Raw genomic sequence first — 19920 nt, 5'->3', positions numbered from 1 at the left:
TGACTAACTGTCAAATTCTTCTTTCAATATTCTCATTACATCTAGAATCGTTTCCTCTTCTAGGTCTGTTCTTCTTACTAAATCTTCTACGTCTTGTTTCAAAATACTTTTTGCAGTATCCAAACCAATTTTTGCAAATTCTTCGATAACCCAATCTTCAATTTCATCTGAAAACTCAGTCAATTCAACATCATCCTCGTCCGCTGTAGCACCTGCAACATCACCTTCACGAATAACGTCAAGCTCATAACCTGTCAACAAACCTGCTAATTTAATGTTGTGTCCACCACGACCAATTGCTTTAGAAACTTCTTCCAATTTCAAGAAAACTTCAGCTCTTTTAGTCTCTTCATTAATTTTAATAGAAGAAACTTTTGCAGGACTTAACGCTCTTGTAATAAACAACTGAATATTACTTGTGAAATTGATTACGTCAATGTTCTCATTTCCTAATTCGCGAACGATTCCATGAATACGAGATCCTTTCATACCGACACAAGCTCCTACAGGATCAATCCTATCGTCATATGAATCAACAGCTACTTTTGCTTTTTCACCAGGTATTCTTACCACTTTTTTAACCATAATCAAACCGTCAAATACTTCTGGAATTTCTTGTTCAAATAATTTTTCTAAAAACTTCTCAGAAGTTCTAGACATGATTATCTGCGGTTTATTTCCTTTCAATTCAACGCTTTCAATGATTCCTCTTACATTATCTCCTTTGCGGAAAAAGTCAGAAGGTATTTGTTTTTCTTTTGGCAAAATAATCTCATTCCCTTCATCATCAATCAAGATAACTACTCTTGGACGCACATGGTGCACTTCAGCAGTGTAAATATCACCTATTAAATCTTTAAATTGCTTGTAAAGATTCGTATTATCATGCTCATGTATTTTTGAAATTAAATTCTGACGCAAGGCTAAAATCGCTCTTCTGCCTAAATCAATTAACTTCACTTCTTCGGAAACTTCTTCACCAATTTCAAAATCAGGCTCTATTTTTCTAGCTTCTGTCAATGTAATTTCAAGATGATCAAAATCCAAGTCTTCATCAGCAACGATTACTCTCCTCTGCCAAATCTCCATATCACCTTTATCAGGATTTATGATGATATCAAAATTATCATCTGAACCGTATTTTTTTTTCAATGCATTTCTAAATACATCTTCTAAAATTGCCATAAGCGTTACACGATCAATGAGTTTGTCATCTTTAAACTCTGAGAATGAATCGATTAATGCTAAATTTTCCATGCGAATTCTTTAATTAAAATGTTACTGTAACAATTGCTTCTTTTATATCTACGTAAGGCAATGTTAGCTCTTTTTGAACTGTTTCCTTCCCTTTCCCTAACTTCTTAGGTTCTCTTGCTTTCCACGACAAAATTACAAAATCATCATTAGCATTTACTAATTCTGCTTCAATAATTTCCGTAGAAGTCTTCACTATCAGTGTTCGACCTATATTTTTCTTGTATTGTCTGGTTAATTTTAATGGAGATCCCACACCTACCGAAGCGACTTCTAGAGAATAATCTTGTTCCTCTCTATCTAGGTTACTATCCATGAATTTGCTCACATCGATACAATCTTGCAATGCAACTCCGTTATCACCGTCTAGCGTCACAATAACCTTGAAAGCATCAGTGATGATAAGGTCTATCAAAAAAATCGATGGCTTTTCTAACAAGCCTTCTGTCAACAATGTAGTTACTTTTTCTTTAAATGTCATATTTTTATAAAAAGAGGGGACATTTAGTCCCCTCATTATCTAGATTTTAATAAATAACCGTGCAAAGATAGTGTTTTTTTACAAACTAAAATAATCAGCTGCCGTAAAATAATTTCTTATCTTTATAGTAGCATTAAAATAAGAGTTTTCACCCCTAATTTAAACTTTAAAGCTATGAAACGAATTTTAGTACCGACCGATTTTTCTACTTTTGCTGAAAACGCATTACAAGTTGCCGCTTCAATTGCAAAAAAAAATAATTGTGAACTATTTTTGCTGCATTTATTAGAATTGCCGCATCAAATGAATGACGCAGTAACTGAAGGGAGAAGCATTCCCGAGGTAATGTTATTTATTCAAAAAGCAAATGAAAAACTTGAAAAAATAAAAGAGCAGCCCTATTTAGATGGCATTTCTGTTCACGCATCCATTCAATTTGAGAGAGCTTTTAGTGGTATTTTATCCTTTAATAAAAAAAATGAAATTGATTTAATTGTCATGGGTTCACATGGAACATCGGGCATTGAAGAAATGGTTATTGGATCAAATACTGAAAAAATAGTACGCCTCTCCGAAATCCCGGTTCTCGTGATCAAAAAAAACAATCCAAACTTTACCTTCAACAATTTTGTTTTTGCCTCTGATTTTTCGGACGAAACTAAGAAACCTTTCCAAAAAATGGTCGAATTTTCCCAAATGTTTAATGCCAATCTGTTTTTAGTAACGATTTGCACGCCCAATAGCTTTAAAACCACCAAGGAAGCCGAGGATATCATGAAAAAATTCATCAAAGGCTTTGAAATCAAAAATTATACTGCTCATATTTACAATGATGTCAACATAGAAAATGGAATTATCAATTTTACCAACAGCATTAATGCCGATTTAATAGGCCTTTGCACACATGGACGAACTGGACTTGCTCACTTTTTTAACGGAAGCATCAGTGAGGACCTCGTTAACCATACCATTAAACCAGTCATTACTTTCAAAATCTAGTGCGTTCAATGTAAAACCTCATCCTATTATAATTTACACACTCTATCACAATAGCATTCTAAAGCTATACATTATGAAATCATTGAATTTATTCCATAAAAAAACCCCTCGTTTTGAGGGGTTTTAAGTTGGTCTACTAGGACTCGAACCTAGAAAGACTGCACCAAAAACAGTTGTGTTACCATTACACCATAGACCAGCATTACTGCTAAGCGAGTGCAAATTTAAAATAAATTTTAGTTTGTACAAATTTATTTTGCCTTTTTATGAAAAAAAAATTGCCAAAATTTCAAAACAACTTCAAATGAACACAAAACCCGTTTACAATCAATGTGTTATTAAAATGTACTACTTTTCTAGAAAATAATGTTAATGGCATGCACGTTTAACAAAAAAACATTTTCTTTGTAACTCAAAATTAAATTAAATTTAAGTACATGGATAAAGCAGCATTCAATTTCAATAAGTGGAATACAATTATTGGTTGGCTTACATTTGGAATTGCATTATTAACATACACTTTAACTGTTGAACCCACTATGAGTTTTTGGGATTGCGGGGAATACATTGCCACTGCAGCAAAATTAGAAGTAGGTCACCCTCCAGGAGCGCCCTTATACCAAATGATTGGCGCCTTTTTTGCCATGTTTGCTTCCGACAATACAAAAATTGCCTTAATGGTCAATATGATGTCGGTATTTTCAAGTGCCTTTACCATTTTATTTTTATTTTGGTCTTCATCAATCATCTTAAGAAAACTAGTTTCTCGATTTACAGAATTGAATAAAAATAATGATGTTGTTATTCTTGGGAGTTCCTTCGTAGGGGCATTAGCCTATACTTTTTCGGATAGCTTTTGGTATAATGCCGTTGAAGCAGAAGTTTATGCCATGGCCTCCTTATTTATTGCTTTGTTATTCTGGTTGGGTTTGCGCTGGGAACAAGACATGGACACACCAAGAGGTAACAAATGGTTGTTAATTATCTCACTGGTTGTTGGACTTTCTTTTGGGGTTCACTTCATGGCTTTATTAACAATTCCTGCAATAGGTTTTCTTTACTTTTTCAAAAATTATAAAGTAGTTACACTTAAAAATTTTATTATCGCTAATATCGTAGTGATTGCTGTATTACTATTTATTTTCAAATTGCTTTTGCCTCTTACTATGGGATTCTTTGGTAAAACCGAAGTTTTTATGGTAAATAGTCTTGGGCTACCATTTGACTCAGGAAGTATCTTTGTTACTGTATTGCTCATTGCGTTGTTTTATTTTGGTTTGCAATACACTAACAAAAAAGGGTTTGCAACCTACAATACCTTAATCTTGTGTGTTCTTTTTATCCTGATTGGTTTTTCGACTTGGATGATGTTACCTATTCGTGCTAATGCTAATACCGTTATCAACGAAAACAAACCTTCTGATGCTGCTGAAGTTCTAGCCTATTACAACAGAGAACAATACGGTGTAAATCCTTTATTTTACGGACCGCAATACACTGAAGCTTTTGCTGGTTTAGACAAGGAAAAACCCTATCTAGACAAAGCGCCCAATTATGAACGTGATTATAAAACTGGGAAGTATATCATTACCAATAATTTCAAAAATGCCGATCAAAATACGGATAACAACCAGAAAACGATTTTACCAAGGATGTGGAGCGGTGATCATATTGAAAACTATATGAATTTTACCAATCCACCAGAGTTTAAATTGAATCCTGATTATCCATACGAAGATGATTTAGCTAAATACGGTATTGATCCAAGTCAATTAAGTGAGGAAGATTACAACAAAGCAATTGCGCAGCTGAGAAATGAAACTGAAAAAATTGTTACCGAATTCAGACAAGCGTATGCTCAAAAACAAATTGATAATGAAGGTTATGTTACCTTCTTAAAAAGCTATGGTGATTATTTATTAGTTGAAAAACCTAGCACTATTGATAACCTAGGATTCATGGTTGAATACCAATTTGGTTATATGTATTGGAGGTATTTGATGTGGAATTTTGTTGGAAGACAAAATGATATTCAAGGAAAATACGATTATCTGGACGGAAACTGGCTCAGTGGTATCAATTTTATTGATGAACTACACTTGGGAAGTCAAGACAATCTCCCATCGGATGTACTCAATAATAAAGGACGCAATGTGTATTTCTTTTTACCTTTTATTTTAGGATTAATTGGTTTAATGTATCATGCCAATAAAGACTTGAAAAGCTTTTACGTTTTACTTGCTTTGTTCCTTTTTACGGGAATAGCACTGAAAATCTACCTTAACGAAAGACCTTTCGAACCAAGAGAAAGAGATTATGCTTTGGTTGGATCCTTTTATGTCTTTGCTATCTGGATTGGTTTTGGAGTATATGCTTTATATGAGAGCGCTACAAAATATCTGGCTCCAAAACTAGCAGGCCCGTTACTTATAGCAACCTGTTTACTAGCAGCGCCAGTACTTATGGCATCTCAAAACTGGGATGATCACGATCGATCTGGAAAATACACAGCTGTCGCAATGGCAAAAGCCTATTTAGAATCTTGTGATCCAAATGCCATTTTATTCACTATTGGTGATAATGATACCTTCCCACTCTGGTACGCACAAGAAATTGAAGGCGTAAGAACAGATGTCAAAATCGTAAATACAAGTTTGTTTATGACCGATTGGTATATTGATCAAATGAAAACTAAAACCTATGAATCAGATCCATTGCCCATCTCCTTTACACACGATCAATATGTAGGCGACAAGCTGGATTATGTAGCTCATATTCCAAAAGTAGAAAGCCGTTGGGATATCAAGGATTTGATTGCTTTTATTAAAAATCCAAAATCAACAGTAGACATGCAAAATGGTCAAACCATCCATTTTTACCCAACAAATAAGATCAGAATTCCTGTTGATAAAAATACAATTATTAAAAACAAAGTCGTTAATCCAAAAGATAATGACTCGATTGTTCCATACATTGACTTAGATATTAAAGGCAATGCCTTATACAAAAACAGGTTAATGATGCTTGATATTGTAGCTAATAATAACTGGAAAAGACCAATCTATTTTAGTGGTGGAGCTTTTGATAGCGAGGACTATCTCTGGATGAAAGAATACCTTCAACTTGAAGGAATGGTTTACAAACTAGTTCCGATAAGAACAATTTTAACAAAAGACGCAAGCCCACTTGACATGGGACAAATAGATGCGGATAAAATGTATGCCAAAGTAATGAAATGGGATTGGGGCAATAGCGAAAGCCCTAACATATACCATGATCCTGAAACAAGAAAGAACAGTGTTAACTACCGTTCCTATCTCTCAAGGCTAATGAACCAATTGATATTAGAAGGTAAAAAAGATAAAGCAAAAAACATCATCAATCTGGCAATGACAAAAATGCCAGTAGAATATTTTGACTATTATTCTTTAGTAGAGCCGTTTGCCGGTGGCTATTACAAAATTGATGAGCCATTAAAAGCACAACAATTACTAGACAAATTGATCATGAAGTACAGAGAAAACCTGAATTATTATGGTAAACTTGCTCCTTCAGAACAAACTAGCATTGCAATTCCTATCATTACAGATATTGAGCGCTACAGAAGTCTGCTGACGGTTATGAAAGAGAATGGCGATTTAAATTTTTACAATAAAAACCGAATCATTTTCAATACGTACATCAAAATGTTTGAACGTTTTGGACGAGATAGAGAATAATTGAAACTGAAAAACTCCAATTAGAAAAAATAGCGATGTTGAAAAATGTCGCTATTTTTTTTATATTTAAAAAAAAATGAAATTCTACTGGATCAAAACAAGTTGGATTATTAAAAAAATTTTCTCTCGTTATACTTGGGATGTTTCCAATGTAGAAAAAGATAAAACCGTCTACCTCACCTTTGATGACGGACCTATTCCTGAAATCACTCCATGGGTTTTAAAAGAATTAAAAAAACACCAAGTACACGCTACTTTTTTTTGCATTGGAAACAACATTGAAAAAAATCCTGAAGTATTTCAAACCATTATTAGCGAGGGTCACACAATAGGAAACCACACCTACAACCATTTGAACGGTTGGAAAACCACAACAGCATCGTACCTTGCTAATGTTGCATTATGTGAAGATGCAATTCAAAAAAACAGCAATTATAGTCTAAAAGCAAGCCTTTTTCGTCCTCCATACGGAAAAATAAAAGCCGCTCAATCAAGAAGATTAAGAGGAATGGGTTACACAATAATTATGTGGGATGTTTTGAGCGCTGATTTTGATGCAAATGTTTCGCAGGAACAATGCCTAGCAAACGTATTGTCAAATATAAGACCAGGAAGCATACTTGTTTGTCATGATAGCTTAAAAGCTTTCAAAAACTTAGAATATGCGCTTCCTAAAACTTTAATTTATTTAAAAGAAAACAACTTTACTTGTGGAGTATTGTAAGCAATAAAATTACAATTGTTCTTGAACGATATTAATGATTGTATTGGCGTCTAATTCACCAGATTGTCTCCAGATCATTTGGCCTTGTTTGTAAATCATCAACGTAGGTAAACCCTTGATGCGTAAAGCATCGGCTAATTCCTGATTCTTGTCTACATCAATCTTTATTACTTTTGCTTTATCGCCAAGAGCGGCTGCTACATCCCTAATTACAGGATGCATTAAAACTGAAGGTTCGTTCCATTCTGTGTAAAAGTCTATCAACACAGGTACTTGAGTATTTATAAGTTCTCCAAATTTTGACATAAAACCAAAAATTTAATTTTTTAAATTCACTAAAAAGAGCTGTATATAGTACAAATGTAGCATTTAAAACGAATTATGCCACACTAACACCTTTTTTTAGTTCGATGACCGTTATTTCGGGCATGATTCCTACTCTCCCGGGATAGGCATGAAATCCAAAGCCTCTGTTTACGTAAACGTATCTGCCCATGTTTTCATACAATCCTGCCCATTGTTTGTACACATATTGCGCCAAACTCCACTTGAAATATCCCGGTATTTCTATGCCAAACTGCATTCCGTGCGTATGACCCGAAAGCGTGAGATGAAAATTTTTATCGTGATCCTTTACTTCATGTTCCCAGTGTGAGGGATCATGGCTCATCAAAATTTTAAAATCTTTTTGACTTAGCCCTTCAGAAGCTTTATTAATATCTCCTGCTTTTTTAAAGTTGTTTCCCCAATTCTCTACACCAACTAATGCAATCTTTTCAGTTCCCTTTTCTATAAAAGTATGTTCATTCAGCATTAACTTAAAACCTATTTGACCGTACAAATCTTTAATAGCTTTAAAATTATTTTCTTTGGCAACCTCAGAAGGCCAAGTGACATACTCTCCATAATCGTGGTTTCCCAAAACAGAATACTTTCCATATTCGTGTTTTTTAATCCCATTAAAGGCTTCTATCCAAGGGTGCATTTCTTTGGCATCGGTATTTACGATGTCGCCAGTAAACAACATTAAATCAGAGTTTTGTTCGTTTACTAAGTCAATTGCATACTTAATTTTCTCTGGATTATCAAAACTTCCACTGTGTAAATCTGAGATTTGAGTGATGGTAAAACCGTCAAATGCCTCTGGTAAATCTGGAAAGAAAATGCGTTGCTTTATTACCTTATAATTGTATTTACCAACAGTGATCCCATAAATTAAAGATAAAAAAGGTACTGCGGCAATCCCCAATCCAATTTGACTAACAAATTTTCTTCTCGATTTAAGAAAATCGGTAGAATTATCATAGTCAACAAAATAATTGACAGCTCCGGCTCCAACTCTAAAAATATCTTCACCCATTAATATGAAGGTCAAGATTAACTTTGGCACATAAACAATAAGCAACAAACCCATAGTAAACATTGTTTGTTGCGTTTGTCCAACGCTACGATCAAATTGCATCAAGGCATATACGATGTACACTAAAACCAAGATGCTTACTAACTCAATCGAAATTAATACTAGTTTAGATTTTATTAAAGTTTTTAATACCTGAAAAGTATAAAGTTCAATTACTAATAGAATTGAACATAAGAGTACGATACGAAAGATCATTAAAATTATTTTTTTGACAAAATAACAAAAGATTTGAACAAACTAACTTGGCATTAATTAAAATTTAACGGTTGGTTAAGCTTCAAAAAAATGTTTTCTGATTGTGGAAAACCGCATCATATAGTATTTTATGACGCGGTTTATTTTTAGCAGAAATTATTATTGTTTACTTGATAGACATATTATATGAACGAAAAGTGAATAATTTATTTGATCCATTTAATCGTCTTATACACAATTCAACATACTCACCATTGGCGAGAGTTACAGTTCCCAATACTGCAATACTCTGTATATTTGTATTGTTAGAATCGATAAACGTTTCGGAAGAAGTAATCAATGTGATAGGAGTTCCTCCAGCAGCAGATTTCACAAAATAAAATAAAAGATCTGTACTACCATTGTCACCTTCAAAAGAAATTGAAGCTGAAACAGAAAAAGTTCTTGATTTTTTACCTAGATAAACAAGTCTATTAGCTGTTGCACCATCCATTCTAAATAAATTGCTTGAAATAGTGGTTCCTGGTACTTTATAAGTTGCATTAGTATCCGGTAAAGTGCCAGAAGGTGAAGCTGGCACCCTATCTAAGTGCACGCTACCCGTTGCAAACGAATCTCCTTCGGTAGGAATTCCCGCGCATCTTACGTTCCAATTATTATTAAAATTATACCCAGAATAAGTTCCAACTGTGTATCCATTTACATATTTACCTGTAGATACTGTACCTGTAAAAACAACACTCTCCATTACAGCATCTCCAGTAATAGTGGGATTTGTAGAAACATCTACTCCTGTAGCTGCACCATTTACTTCACTAAAACCACCTTGTTTTTGTAGTAAAGAGAATGTACCAGTAAACTTTTCAAAAGTACCTGCATTATTTCCAAACCAAGCAGTGTTGCTTAATAGAACCCTTGAGCAGTTGGTATAAGTGATTCCCGTTGTATTCCCTAAATAATTAACAATTGAGAAAAATACTAAGGCAAAACCACTAATTGTTCCCACATTGGCTGAACCAGAAACAATACAATCTCTGAAGATCAAACCTTGTGTGTTACCCGAACCAATCAAATTAAAAACAGAACTCCCTCCTGCAATAGTAAGATTTTTTACTACTCCTCCCGATGCGCCATCAAATAGAAAACCACTTGTTTTGAAAAGTATATCCTCATTAGTATCTATTCCGATTAAACTGGCATTGTTCAAATCAATAGGATTATCAAAAGTAACAAGGCCATTTATTTCATAGTGGGTTGCACTATCTAATACATATTTAGCACCACCACCAGCTGCTAACTCTGTTGCTAAAACAGTAGCTAAAACATCAGTAGATCTAATTCGCTTGAATTTTAATCGTCCAGTGGCAGCACTATTCATAATCGTCCAAGTTGCAGTCGATGAGTTGTAATAATGAAACGCTTTTAAATCTGTATCGTACACCATTAATCCATCTGCTGGCGATGCAATGGCAGTTCTTTGCGCCGTTGTCATTCTAGGCGTCAACATTCCTTGGGTTGTTGATGTAATATCCAATACAGAACTAGCATTTGGTGTAACAGTTCCTATGCCTACTTGGGCAAACACATTTGTAGTCAATATTAAAAAAAATAATATGCTGACTTGCAATACCTTTTTTGAAAAATAATTTTTTACCATGATACAACGAATTAAAGATTAGAGAACTACGTCGTTTTTAGCTCTGATGTAAATATACACAAATAATCGTTTAAATACACAAATAATCGTTAAAAAGCACAATACACCTAATTATTGGGTTAAATTCTTATTAATTTTTAGATTTAAAAATAATTAACCTGTTTTTTCTTATAGAATATAGTTTTAATTTTTTTACAACAGAAACCAATACGCTATCAGAATAAGAATTGTTTAATTCCTTTACTTCATTTTCTTGCAAGTTTTGTACTTTTGAAATCTTTACAAAATCACAACTATGTCAGCACAAAAACGACTTTTTCTCCTTGATGCCTATGCTTTAATTTTTAGAGGCTATTATGCTTTTATTAAAAACCCAAGAATCAACTCTAAAGGAATGGACACCTCAGCCATTATGGGGTTTATGAATTCCTTAATGGATGTAATCAAAAGAGAAAAGCCAGATCATTTAGCCGTAGCTTTTGATAAAGGAGGTAGCCAACTGCGAAATGATATCTTCCCGGAATACAAAGCACATCGAGACGCAACACCCGAAGCCATAAAAATAGCAGTTCCATACATTCAGAATTTACTAAAAGCCATGCACATTCCTATCATAGAAGTAGCAGGTTATGAAGCCGATGATTTAATAGGAACTATTGCAAAACAAGCCGAAAAGCAAAACTACCAAGTGTATATGGTGACCCCAGATAAGGATTTTGCTCAGTTGGTATCCGAAAATATATTCATGTATAAACCTGCTCGTATGGGTAATGGGATTGAGATTTGGGGTATTCCTGAGGTTTTGGCAAAATTTGAAATCGAAAGACCCGAGCAAGTAATTGATTTTCTTGGAATGATGGGCGATGCTGCAGATAATATTCCTGGACTGCCAGGCGTAGGTGAAGTAACTGCTAGGAAATTGCTGAAAGAATTTGGCACTATGGAAAATCTTTTGGCTAATACGGATAAGCTAAAAGGTAAAATGAAAGAAAACATTGAAGCCAACAAGGAAAAAGGACTACTGTCCAAAACTTTAGCCACAATAATCCTTGACTGCCCTGTTGTTTTTAACGAAACGGATTATGAGCTTTCTACGCCCGATGTTGAAAAAACAGATGCACTTTTTAATGAATTAGAGTTTAGACGAATGGCGGAGCAATTTGACGCCATTTTTAAAAAAGGCGATTCCGCAGCAACCACAACAAACACTGTTGACGACGCTAAGCTGTATAAAAAACCACAACCAAAAAACGAAGATCAGTTTGATCTTTTTGGGAGTACTTCCGCAAATGATTCTGATGAAGAGGCGCGCCATCAATTTTATAATACATTAGACAATACCACGCATTCGTATCAAATTGTTCAAGGCGATTTGGGATTGCGATTGCTGTTGCAAAATTTACAAAATCAAACTGCAGTGTGTTTTGATACCGAAACTACTGGATTAGATGCTTTGCACGCTGAGCTGGTAGGAATCTCTTTCTCTTACGAAAAAGGAAAAGGATTTTACGTTCCTTTTCCAGAAAATCAAGAGGAAGCACAAACTTTAATTGAAAAATTCGTTCCTTTTTTCGAAAATGAAAGCATCGAGAAAATTGGTCAGAATTTAAAATACGACTTAAAAATTCTTTCTAATTACAAGGTTACCGTAAAAGGAAAGCTATTCGATACCATGATTGCACATTATCTGATTAATCCAGATATGCGTCATAATATGGATATTTTATCGGAAACGTATTTAAAATATTCGCCTCAATCCATTGAAACTTTAATTGGTAAAAAAGGGAAAAACCAAAAATCAATGCGAGATGTTGAACTGGAGGAAATCAAAGAATATGCTGTTGAAGATGCTGATGTGACGCTGCAACTCAAGGAAATATTTACTTTGGAATTAGACAAGACCGGCACCAAAAAACTTTTTGAGGAAATTGAAATTCCGTTGGTAAAAGTTCTGGCTGACATGGAAAAAGAAGGAATTCGTGTAGATGTGGATTTCTTGAAATCATTGTCGAAAACATTAGACGATGACATCAAAATATTAGAAGCAAACATATTTGAAACTGCAGGAGAAAAATTCAACTTAGCATCACCAAAACAGTTGGGTGATGTTTTATTCGATAAATTGAAAATTGGTGGTGTAAAGCAAAAGAAAACCAAAACCGGCCAGTACGCAACAGGCGAGGAAATTTTAAGTTATTTAGCTGCAGAAAACCCAATTGTAAAAGACATTCTTGATTGGAGACAATTGGTGAAATTACAAAATACTTATGTCGAGGCTTTACCCAATCAGGTTGACAAAATCACAAATCGCATTCACACCGATTACATGCAAACGGTGGCCGCAACAGGCCGATTGAGTTCGAATAATCCCAACCTACAAAACATCCCTATTCGTACCGAACGTGGAAGACAAATTAGAAAAGCATTTGTAGCTAGAGACGAAAATTACACTTTGGTTTCTGCGGATTATTCTCAAATAGAATTGCGCGTAATTGCTGCATTAAGTGGCGAAGAAAACATGATTAAAGCGTTCCAAAATCAGGAAGACATTCACAAATCTACCGCTTCAAAAGTATTTAATGTACCGCTAGAAGAAGTGACTCGCGAGCAACGAAGCCATGCCAAAACGGTAAATTTTGGAATTATATATGGTGTTTCTGCTTTTGGATTAAGCAATCAAACCAATTTGTCTCGAAAAGAAAGTGCTGATTTGATTGAAGCCTATTACCAGACGTATCCCCGATTAAAATCTTATATTCAGGAGCAAATAGATTTTGCAAGAGACAATGGTTTTGTACAAACTATAGTGGGGCGCCGTCGCTATTTAAAAGACATTAACTCACAAAACGCTATTGTTCGTGGTGGTGCCGAACGCAATGCAGTAAATGCGCCTATTCAAGGAAGTGCTGCTGATATTATCAAAATTGCGATGATTAACATTCATCAAAAACTAACTGACGAAAACTGGAAGAGTAAAATGCTGCTTCAAGTACATGATGAATTAGTGTTTGATGTACATAATGATGAACTCGAAAAAATCAAACCGATGATTAAACAGGAAATGGAACAAGCATTCCAGTTAGATGTTCCGTTGGAAGTTGATTTAGGAGCAGGAAAAGATTGGCTGGAAGCGCATTAAAATGATCTTCCTCATCACAAAAAAATGGCTAATCATTCAAAAACGATTAGCCATTTTTTGTTGCTATAACAATCAGGTACTACAATTTTCTTGTTGACTCTCTTTCTTTTAATTTTGTTTTAATGACCACGGTTTCATAAGGAACATACTCTTCTTTAGATTCTAATCTATCGATAAGCAATTTTGCAGCAACCTCACCTATTTCGATTCCGTGCTGACTTATTGTTGTTAAACTGGGAGACAATCTGCGAGAAGCCAAAATTCCGTCAGCAAAACCAATTATTGAAATATCATCTGGAACTTTAAATCCTTTTTTTAATGCCAGACGTAATGCAGTAACCGAGTCGTTCTCTTCAATAGCAAAGATTCCGTCTATTTTATTCTCGAATATTTTTTCTATTTTCCCTGTCAAATCCTCTTCAGCATCCGTTCGAATAATAATACTAGAATTAATAGCAATATCATTATTTTCTAATGCTTTCAAATATCCTTCGGCTCTTAGCTTACCTACACTCAAATTATCAATTGAGGATATCAAAGCGATATTTTTGCACCCCAAATCAATAAGGTGCTGTGTTGCATTACGTGCAGAGTCAAAATCATCTACAATTACCTTGTCGCAATCAACCCCTTCTGCAATTCGATCAAACATCACGATTGGAGTTCCATCATTAATAATTGCTGAGAAATGATCGTAATCTTGATTTTTCTGAGCTTCCTCAGACACCGAAACAATAAATCCATCAATAGTGCCATTACTCAACATTTCCAGTGTATGTGCTTCTTTCTCTGAAGATTCATTAGAAATACACATAATAACGTTGTATCCTTTTTCGTCTGCCACTTTTTCTATACCACTAAATACTTTAGCAAAAAATGAATTGAGGATATTAGGGATAATAACACCAATGGTTTTAGTCTTTCTATTCTTGAGATTTATACCAATTACATTGGGTTTGTAATTTTTGAGCTTAGCATATTCTTTAATTTTTATCTTCGTTTGTTCGCTAATCTCTGGACTATCGTTCAATGCTTTAGAGACTGTAGATACAGAAACATTTAATTCTTTGGCGATTTGTTTTAAAGTTGCTTTGGCCTTCATAGGTGAAATATTAGAAAATATATGGTGGGTTTTGAAGAATAAAAAACATACAATATAGCTATAAGCTGTTTTAAAACCAAAAATAGCCAATAAAATATAATATTGAGTTCAGAAAATTGGAAAAACACAATTAATCAAAATAAAAACATGCAACACTCTAGTAGAATTAGTTCAGAAATGGGTGTCGCCATTTTATAACTCGGCTCGTAATCTTAAATATACATTTGATAATCAGGACAAATACCAGATAAAAATATTCATTTAAGGTATTTGTATTTAAAATAATTAATTGTACTTTTGCAACCCCTTTATTGGGGATGGAATGTTTAATTAAAAATATATTATGGACGCATTAAGCTACAAGACACAATCAGCAAGCAAAGCCACCGTTACAAAAGAGTGGATTGTTGTTGATGCTGATGGTCATAACTTAGGTCGTCTTGCTTCAAAAGTCGCTATGATTTTGAGAGGTAAGTACAAGCCAAGTTATACACCACACGTGGACTGCGGGGATAACGTAATCGTTATCAACTCAGAAAAAATCAACCTTACAGGTAACAAAATGGACGAGAAGACTTACATCCGTCACACTGGTTACCCAGGAGGTCAAAGAACTTTAACTGCTAAAGTATTGCAAGCAAAAAATCCTGCATTATTAGTAGAGAAAGCAGTAAAAGGAATGTTACCTAAAAACAAGTTAGGTGCTGAACTTTTTAGAAATTTAAATGTTGTTGTAGGTTCAGAGCACAAACAAGGAGCTCAAAAACCAAAAACAGTTAACCTTAACGATCTTAAATAATGGGAGTTATTCACAAAATCGGTAGAAGAAAAACCGCTGTTGCACGTGTTTATGTTTCGGAAGGAACAGGAGTAATCACCGTAAACAAAAAAGCATTCGAAACGTACTTCCCAACGGCAACTTTACAGTACAAAGTATTACAACCAATGTCTATGACAGAAAATGTAAGCAACTTTGACGTTAAAGTAAACGTTTATGGTGGTGGTTCAACTGGTCAAGCAGAAGCTGTAAGAATGGCATTAGCACGCGTTATGTGTGAGGTAAATGCAGAAAACAGAGCTATCTTGAAACCAGAAGGTTTGTTAACAAGAGATCCAAGAATGGTTGAACGTAAGAAATTCGGTCAGAAGAAAGCTCGTAAGAGATTCCAATTCTCTAAACGTTAATATTCAATCTGGATTTAATTCAGATTCTCAAGTTTATAGACTGGTTTTATTATCAGCTTAAACGAAAAGACACTGAAATAAATTTAGCATAAAAATTTAAAAACACAGTTGTTGTTGCTCTCCTATCGAGGTAGGAAATAGTTTAGCATCTAAATAAGTCGAAAGTCTATAGACGCAAGTCTCAAAGTCGTATCAAAGAAGCTTATTGCTAATCAACAGAACGTAAACTAGAACAAAAATGGCAAACAAAATAGAAGTTAAAGACTTACTAGAAGCAGGTGTTCACTTCGGACACATGACTAGAAAATGGGATCCAAACATGGCTCCTTACATTTATATGGAACGTAATGGTATTCACATTATCAATCTATATAAAACTGCAGCAAAAATTGAAGAAGCAAATGACGCTTTGAAAAAAATCGCTGCATCAGGTAGAAAAATATTATTCGTTGCTACCAAAAAACAAGCAAAAGACATCGTTGCTGAAAAAGCAAAAGCTGCAAACATGCCTTACATTACTGAAAGATGGCCTGGTGGAATGCTAACTAACTTTGTAACTATCCGTAAAGCTGTTAAAAAAATGGCTACTATCGATAAAATGAAGAAAGATGGTACATTCATGACCCTTTCTAAAAAAGAGCGTTTGCAAGTAGATCGTCTTCGTGCTAAATTAGAGAAAAATTTAGGTTCAATCGCTGACATGTCAAGACTACCAGCTGCATTGTTCGTAGTTGATATCAAAGCGGAACATATCGCAATAAAAGAAGCTCAAAAATTAAACATTCCAGTTTTTGCAATGGTTGATACAAATTCTGATCCTCGTGAAGTAGAATATGTAATTCCTGCAAATGATGATGCTTCTAAATCAATTGATAAAATTTTATCATTAGTTACAGCTGCTATTGTTGAAGGACTTTCTGATAGAGGTTCTGACAAAGAAGGTGATGCTACTGCTGAAGTTGTTGCTCCTGCTGCTGAGGCTGTAGAAGTTGCTCCTGCTGTAGAAGCTGCTGCTCCAACTGCAACTGAAGAGTAAATAAACAATTACGAATTATGGATTATGAATTATGTAAGTTTTGCATAATTCGTGATTTGTAATTCGTAATTTCTTTTAAAAGAATTTTCAATTTTAAAATAAAAAAATTATGGCAACAATTACTGCTGCAGATGTAAATAAATTAAGACAAACTACAGGTGCCGGAATGATGGACTGTAAAAAAGCTTTAGTTGAAGCTGAAGGAGATTTCGATAAAGCTATACAAAACCTTCGAGAAAAAGGACAAAAAGTTGCTGCTAATCGTTCTGACCGTGAGTCTAGCGAAGGAGCTGCTGTTTCTTTTATCAATGCTGATAAAACTAAAGGAGCGATCATCACTTTAAACTGCGAAACAGATTTCGTAGGTAAAAATGAATCTTTCGTAACTTTAGCTAAAGAATTAGTTGAAAAAGCGATTAACTTCTCTTCTAAAGAAGAATTCTTGGCTTCAGATTTCAACGGAATGACTGTTGCTGAAAAATTGATCGAGCAAACTGGTGTTATCGGTGAAAAAATCGAAATCGGTGGTTTTGAAATTTTAGAAGGTGCTTTTGTTGGATCTTACGTTCACGTTAACAAAATTGCTGCATTAACTGCTATTTCTGCTGCTGTACCTAATGCAGAAGTTTTGACTAAAGACGTCTCTATGCAAGTGGCATCAATGGGAGCTGATACATTATCTTACAAAGATTTTGACCCTGCTTTTGTTGATTCTGAGCTAGCTGCTCGTATTGCTATCATCGAAAAAGAAAATGAAGAAGCAAAACGTTTAGGAAAAACTTTAAAAAATGTTCCTAAATACATTTCTTTCTCTCAATTAACTGAAGAAGTTTTGAAACAAGCTGAAGAAGATGCAAAAGCAGAATTAAAAGCAGAAGGCAAACCAGAACAAATTTGGGATAAAATTATTCCAGGTAAAGTACAGCGTTTCATCTCTGACAACACTACTTTAGATCAAGAAAAAGCATTATTAGATCAAAACTTCATCAAAGATGACAGTAAAAAAGTTGGTGATTATGTTAAAGAATTCAATGTTGAAATTACAGGTTTCAAAAGAGCTGCTTTAGGATAGATTCATTTTGATTTCAAATAATTACTATTTGATTTCAGATTTTAATACAAAGCCCCATTTCAAATCATTTTGAAATGGGGCTTTTTTACATACAGTCAAAATTTGCCTTTTTGATCTCAAATTAGCTTAAATCGGAATAACATAATCCATCACATATTTTTCAATAAATTCACTATCGCACTTTAAAACAAGAATGCACTACCCTTACATGAACTACCTATAAACATACTGTTTTAATAAGTTTACACAAAAAAACCACCCCTATATTTTAGAAAAAAACCTATAGAAACAACTTTCTGCTCTACCTCTTGAAATTTGTATTTTCATTAAAATATTAGATAAAATTAAATATTTATAACAATTTCATAAGAATAGACTAAATTTTTAATATCAATACTTTGTTATTATCTTTTTTTTAATATTTTTACAACTGTTAACCAAACCATAAAATTATGAAAAATTTATTTTTGGGCGCTTTAGCCCTGCTTACTATTTCCTCTTGTAGTGATGAAAACAATAACGCTCCAGCCGAAGTACAAAATAAAGTGCAACCTGCATTTGTAGCTAATCAAATACTTATTAAATTCAAACCTACAAAATCAGGAGAAAGAACGTCCAATACCATTTTATCTCTCATTGGTGGTTCAACAGTTGAAGTAATTAACACCAAATCCATGCAATCTTTAAGTGCGAAAACAAAAGGCCAAGAAGGAAAACTTTTATTAGTAAATTCAGATTTGGGTACAATGGAGGCTATTGATCTAATTAAAGACCTCAAAGAAGTAGAATACGCAGAACCTAACTGGATTTACAACCACTCCGCTGTGTCAAATGACACGTACTTCACTAATAGCTCTCTTTGGGGGATGTTAGGGTCGACAACTTCTCCATCAAACCAATTTGGTTCAAATGCAGCAGTTGCTTGGGCAAACAATAAGTTAGGATCCGCAACTGTATATATTGGAATTATTGATGAAGGCTATATGTATACCCACGAAGATCTTGCAGCAAATGCTGGTAAAAATCCTGGAGAAGTGGCTGCAAATGGTGTAGATGATGACAGGAATGGTCTTGTTGATGACGTTTATGGCTGGGATTTTGCAGGAAACAACAATACTGTTTTTGACGGAGTTGACGATGATCACGGAACCCATGTTGCTGGAACTATTGGAGCTGTAGGTGGCAATGGAAAAGGAGTTGCTGGAGTTGTATGGAACGTTAAAATGCTAAATGCTAAATTTTTAGGAGCAACAGGTGGAACATCTGCCAATGCAATAAAAGCAGTTGACTATTTTACAGATTTAAAAACAAGACAAGGCTTGAATATTGTAGCTACTAATAACTCTTGGGGAGGAGGAGGATTCTCGCAAGCCCTTCAGGATGCAATTGAAAGAGCTAATTCTGCTGGAATATTGTTTATTGCTGCAGCAGGAAATAGTGGAACTAACAACGATGCTACACCAAGTTATCCAGCAAGTTACCCTAATGCAAATATTATTGCAGTTGCATCGATTACGAGTACCGGAGCATTGTCTAGTTTTTCTCAATACGGAGCTACATCAGTAGATATAGGAGCCCCAGGTTCTGGAATTTGGTCTACAGTTCCTACAAGATCTAAGGGCCAGAATATTTCTAGCTACGCTAGCTATAATGGAACTTCTATGGCAACTCCACATGTTTCTGGAGCAGCTGCTTTATACGCATCCTTAAATCCTGGAGCAACGGCAGCACAAATTAAAGCGGCACTTTTGAATAGCGCTACACCTACTGCATCACTTTCAGGAAAATGTGCAACAGGCGGCAGATTAAATGTAAGTGGATTCTAATATCTTAAAACATAAAAAAACAAAAAGAGTACACTAGTTGTACTCTTTTTTTATGACCAAGATTTCGCATTGCCTTAAAATCTAAATTGTCTAAAATAGTATACATACAAA

The 19920-nt window shown here is 34.5% G+C and carries 15 protein-coding genes and 1 tRNA gene; 9 read left to right on the top strand and 7 right to left on the bottom strand.

Going from position 1 to position 19920, the window contains the following annotated elements:
- Positions 1 to 3 precede the first annotated feature (3 nt).
- Both nusA and rimP read right to left on the bottom strand, forming a co-directional pair.
- The gene (gene nusA, locus ACNQGO_RS00890; protein WP_417983879.1) at positions 4 to 1257 is read right to left on the bottom strand and encodes a transcription termination factor NusA; all 1254 of its coding nucleotides are present in this window, start codon (positions 1255 to 1257) and stop codon (positions 4 to 6) included.
- 13 nt (positions 1258 to 1270) lie between these two features.
- Positions 1271 to 1735, bottom strand: a complete 465-nt coding sequence (rimP, locus tag ACNQGO_RS00885) for a ribosome assembly cofactor RimP (protein WP_417983878.1) — start codon at positions 1733 to 1735, stop codon at positions 1271 to 1273.
- Between the two features lie 174 nt (positions 1736 to 1909).
- On the opposite strand from rimP, the gene ACNQGO_RS00880 reads away from it, so the two are divergent.
- Positions 1910 to 2734: a universal stress protein gene (locus ACNQGO_RS00880; protein ID WP_417947970.1), complete on the top strand. Its 825-nt coding sequence runs from the start codon at positions 1910 to 1912 to the stop codon at positions 2732 to 2734.
- Positions 2735 to 2862: 128 nt separating this feature from the next.
- Here ACNQGO_RS00880 and ACNQGO_RS00875 read toward each other — a convergent pair.
- Positions 2863 to 2933: transfer RNA gene (locus ACNQGO_RS00875), tRNA-Gln, on the bottom strand.
- A gap of 238 nt (positions 2934 to 3171) precedes the next feature.
- Between ACNQGO_RS00875 and ACNQGO_RS00870 the strand changes: the two genes are divergently transcribed.
- Together ACNQGO_RS00870 and ACNQGO_RS00865 are read left to right on the top strand one after the other, a co-directional pair.
- Positions 3172 to 6453: a glycosyltransferase family 117 protein gene (locus ACNQGO_RS00870; protein ID WP_417983877.1), complete on the top strand. Its 3282-nt coding sequence runs from the start codon at positions 3172 to 3174 to the stop codon at positions 6451 to 6453.
- Between the two features lie 76 nt (positions 6454 to 6529).
- Positions 6530 to 7177, top strand: a complete 648-nt coding sequence (locus ACNQGO_RS00865) for a polysaccharide deacetylase family protein (protein WP_417969466.1) — start codon at positions 6530 to 6532, stop codon at positions 7175 to 7177.
- Positions 7178 to 7186: 9 nt separating this feature from the next.
- Here the strand turns inward: ACNQGO_RS00865 and ACNQGO_RS00860 are convergent, their stop codons facing one another.
- The 3 genes from ACNQGO_RS00860 to ACNQGO_RS00850 form a co-directional block, all read right to left on the bottom strand.
- Positions 7187 to 7483 (bottom strand): thioredoxin family protein, encoded by a 297-nt coding sequence (locus tag ACNQGO_RS00860; RefSeq protein ID WP_309759141.1) that lies wholly within the window; start codon positions 7481 to 7483, stop codon positions 7187 to 7189.
- A 73-nt stretch (positions 7484 to 7556) separates the two neighbouring features.
- Positions 7557 to 8792 (bottom strand): metallophosphoesterase, encoded by a 1236-nt coding sequence (locus ACNQGO_RS00855; protein ID WP_417945971.1) that lies wholly within the window; start codon positions 8790 to 8792, stop codon positions 7557 to 7559.
- A 166-nt stretch (positions 8793 to 8958) separates the two neighbouring features.
- Positions 8959 to 10449 carry a hypothetical protein gene (locus ACNQGO_RS00850; protein ID WP_417983876.1) on the bottom strand — a complete coding sequence of 497 codons (1491 nt, stop codon included), beginning with the start codon at positions 10447 to 10449 and terminating at the stop codon, positions 8959 to 8961.
- A gap of 295 nt (positions 10450 to 10744) precedes the next feature.
- Here ACNQGO_RS00850 and polA point away from each other — a divergent pair, with 295 nt between their 5' ends.
- Positions 10745 to 13588 (top strand): DNA polymerase I, encoded by a 2844-nt coding sequence (polA, locus tag ACNQGO_RS00845; protein ID WP_417983875.1) that lies wholly within the window; start codon positions 10745 to 10747, stop codon positions 13586 to 13588.
- 79 nt (positions 13589 to 13667) lie between these two features.
- Here the strand turns inward: polA and ACNQGO_RS00840 are convergent, their stop codons facing one another.
- Positions 13668 to 14690 (bottom strand): LacI family DNA-binding transcriptional regulator, encoded by a 1023-nt coding sequence (locus ACNQGO_RS00840; RefSeq protein WP_417983874.1) that lies wholly within the window; start codon positions 14688 to 14690, stop codon positions 13668 to 13670.
- 343 nt (positions 14691 to 15033) lie between these two features.
- Between ACNQGO_RS00840 and rplM the strand changes: the two genes are divergently transcribed.
- The 5 genes from rplM to ACNQGO_RS00815 all read left to right on the top strand — a co-directional run bounded on the left by rplM (position 15034) and on the right by ACNQGO_RS00815 (position 19809).
- On the top strand, positions 15034 to 15489 hold the full coding sequence (gene rplM, locus ACNQGO_RS00835; RefSeq protein ID WP_417945976.1) for a 50S ribosomal protein L13: 456 nt from the start codon (positions 15034 to 15036) through the stop codon (positions 15487 to 15489).
- On the top strand, positions 15489 to 15875 hold the full coding sequence (rpsI, locus tag ACNQGO_RS00830) for a 30S ribosomal protein S9 (RefSeq protein ID WP_066080508.1): 387 nt from the start codon (positions 15489 to 15491) through the stop codon (positions 15873 to 15875). The genes rplM and rpsI overlap by 1 nt, the downstream gene beginning before the upstream one ends.
- Before the next feature lie 238 nt (positions 15876 to 16113).
- Positions 16114 to 16911 carry a 30S ribosomal protein S2 gene (rpsB, locus tag ACNQGO_RS00825; RefSeq protein ID WP_417969476.1) on the top strand — a complete coding sequence of 266 codons (798 nt, stop codon included), beginning with the start codon at positions 16114 to 16116 and terminating at the stop codon, positions 16909 to 16911.
- A 109-nt stretch (positions 16912 to 17020) separates the two neighbouring features.
- Positions 17021 to 17983, top strand: coding sequence for a translation elongation factor Ts (gene tsf, locus ACNQGO_RS00820; protein ID WP_417969478.1), 963 nt, complete (start codon positions 17021 to 17023; stop codon positions 17981 to 17983).
- A gap of 452 nt (positions 17984 to 18435) precedes the next feature.
- Positions 18436 to 19809 (top strand): S8 family peptidase, encoded by a 1374-nt coding sequence (locus tag ACNQGO_RS00815; RefSeq protein ID WP_417969480.1) that lies wholly within the window; start codon positions 18436 to 18438, stop codon positions 19807 to 19809.
- The last annotated feature ends 111 nt before the right edge of the window (positions 19810 to 19920 follow it).

Origin of the sequence: Flavobacterium frigidum (assembly GCF_048286735.1) — a bacterium.
Classification (GTDB): domain Bacteria; phylum Bacteroidota; class Bacteroidia; order Flavobacteriales; family Flavobacteriaceae; genus Flavobacterium.
Note: the sequence above shows the minus strand (reverse complement) of the source record. Positions and strands in the feature narration are given on the sequence as shown.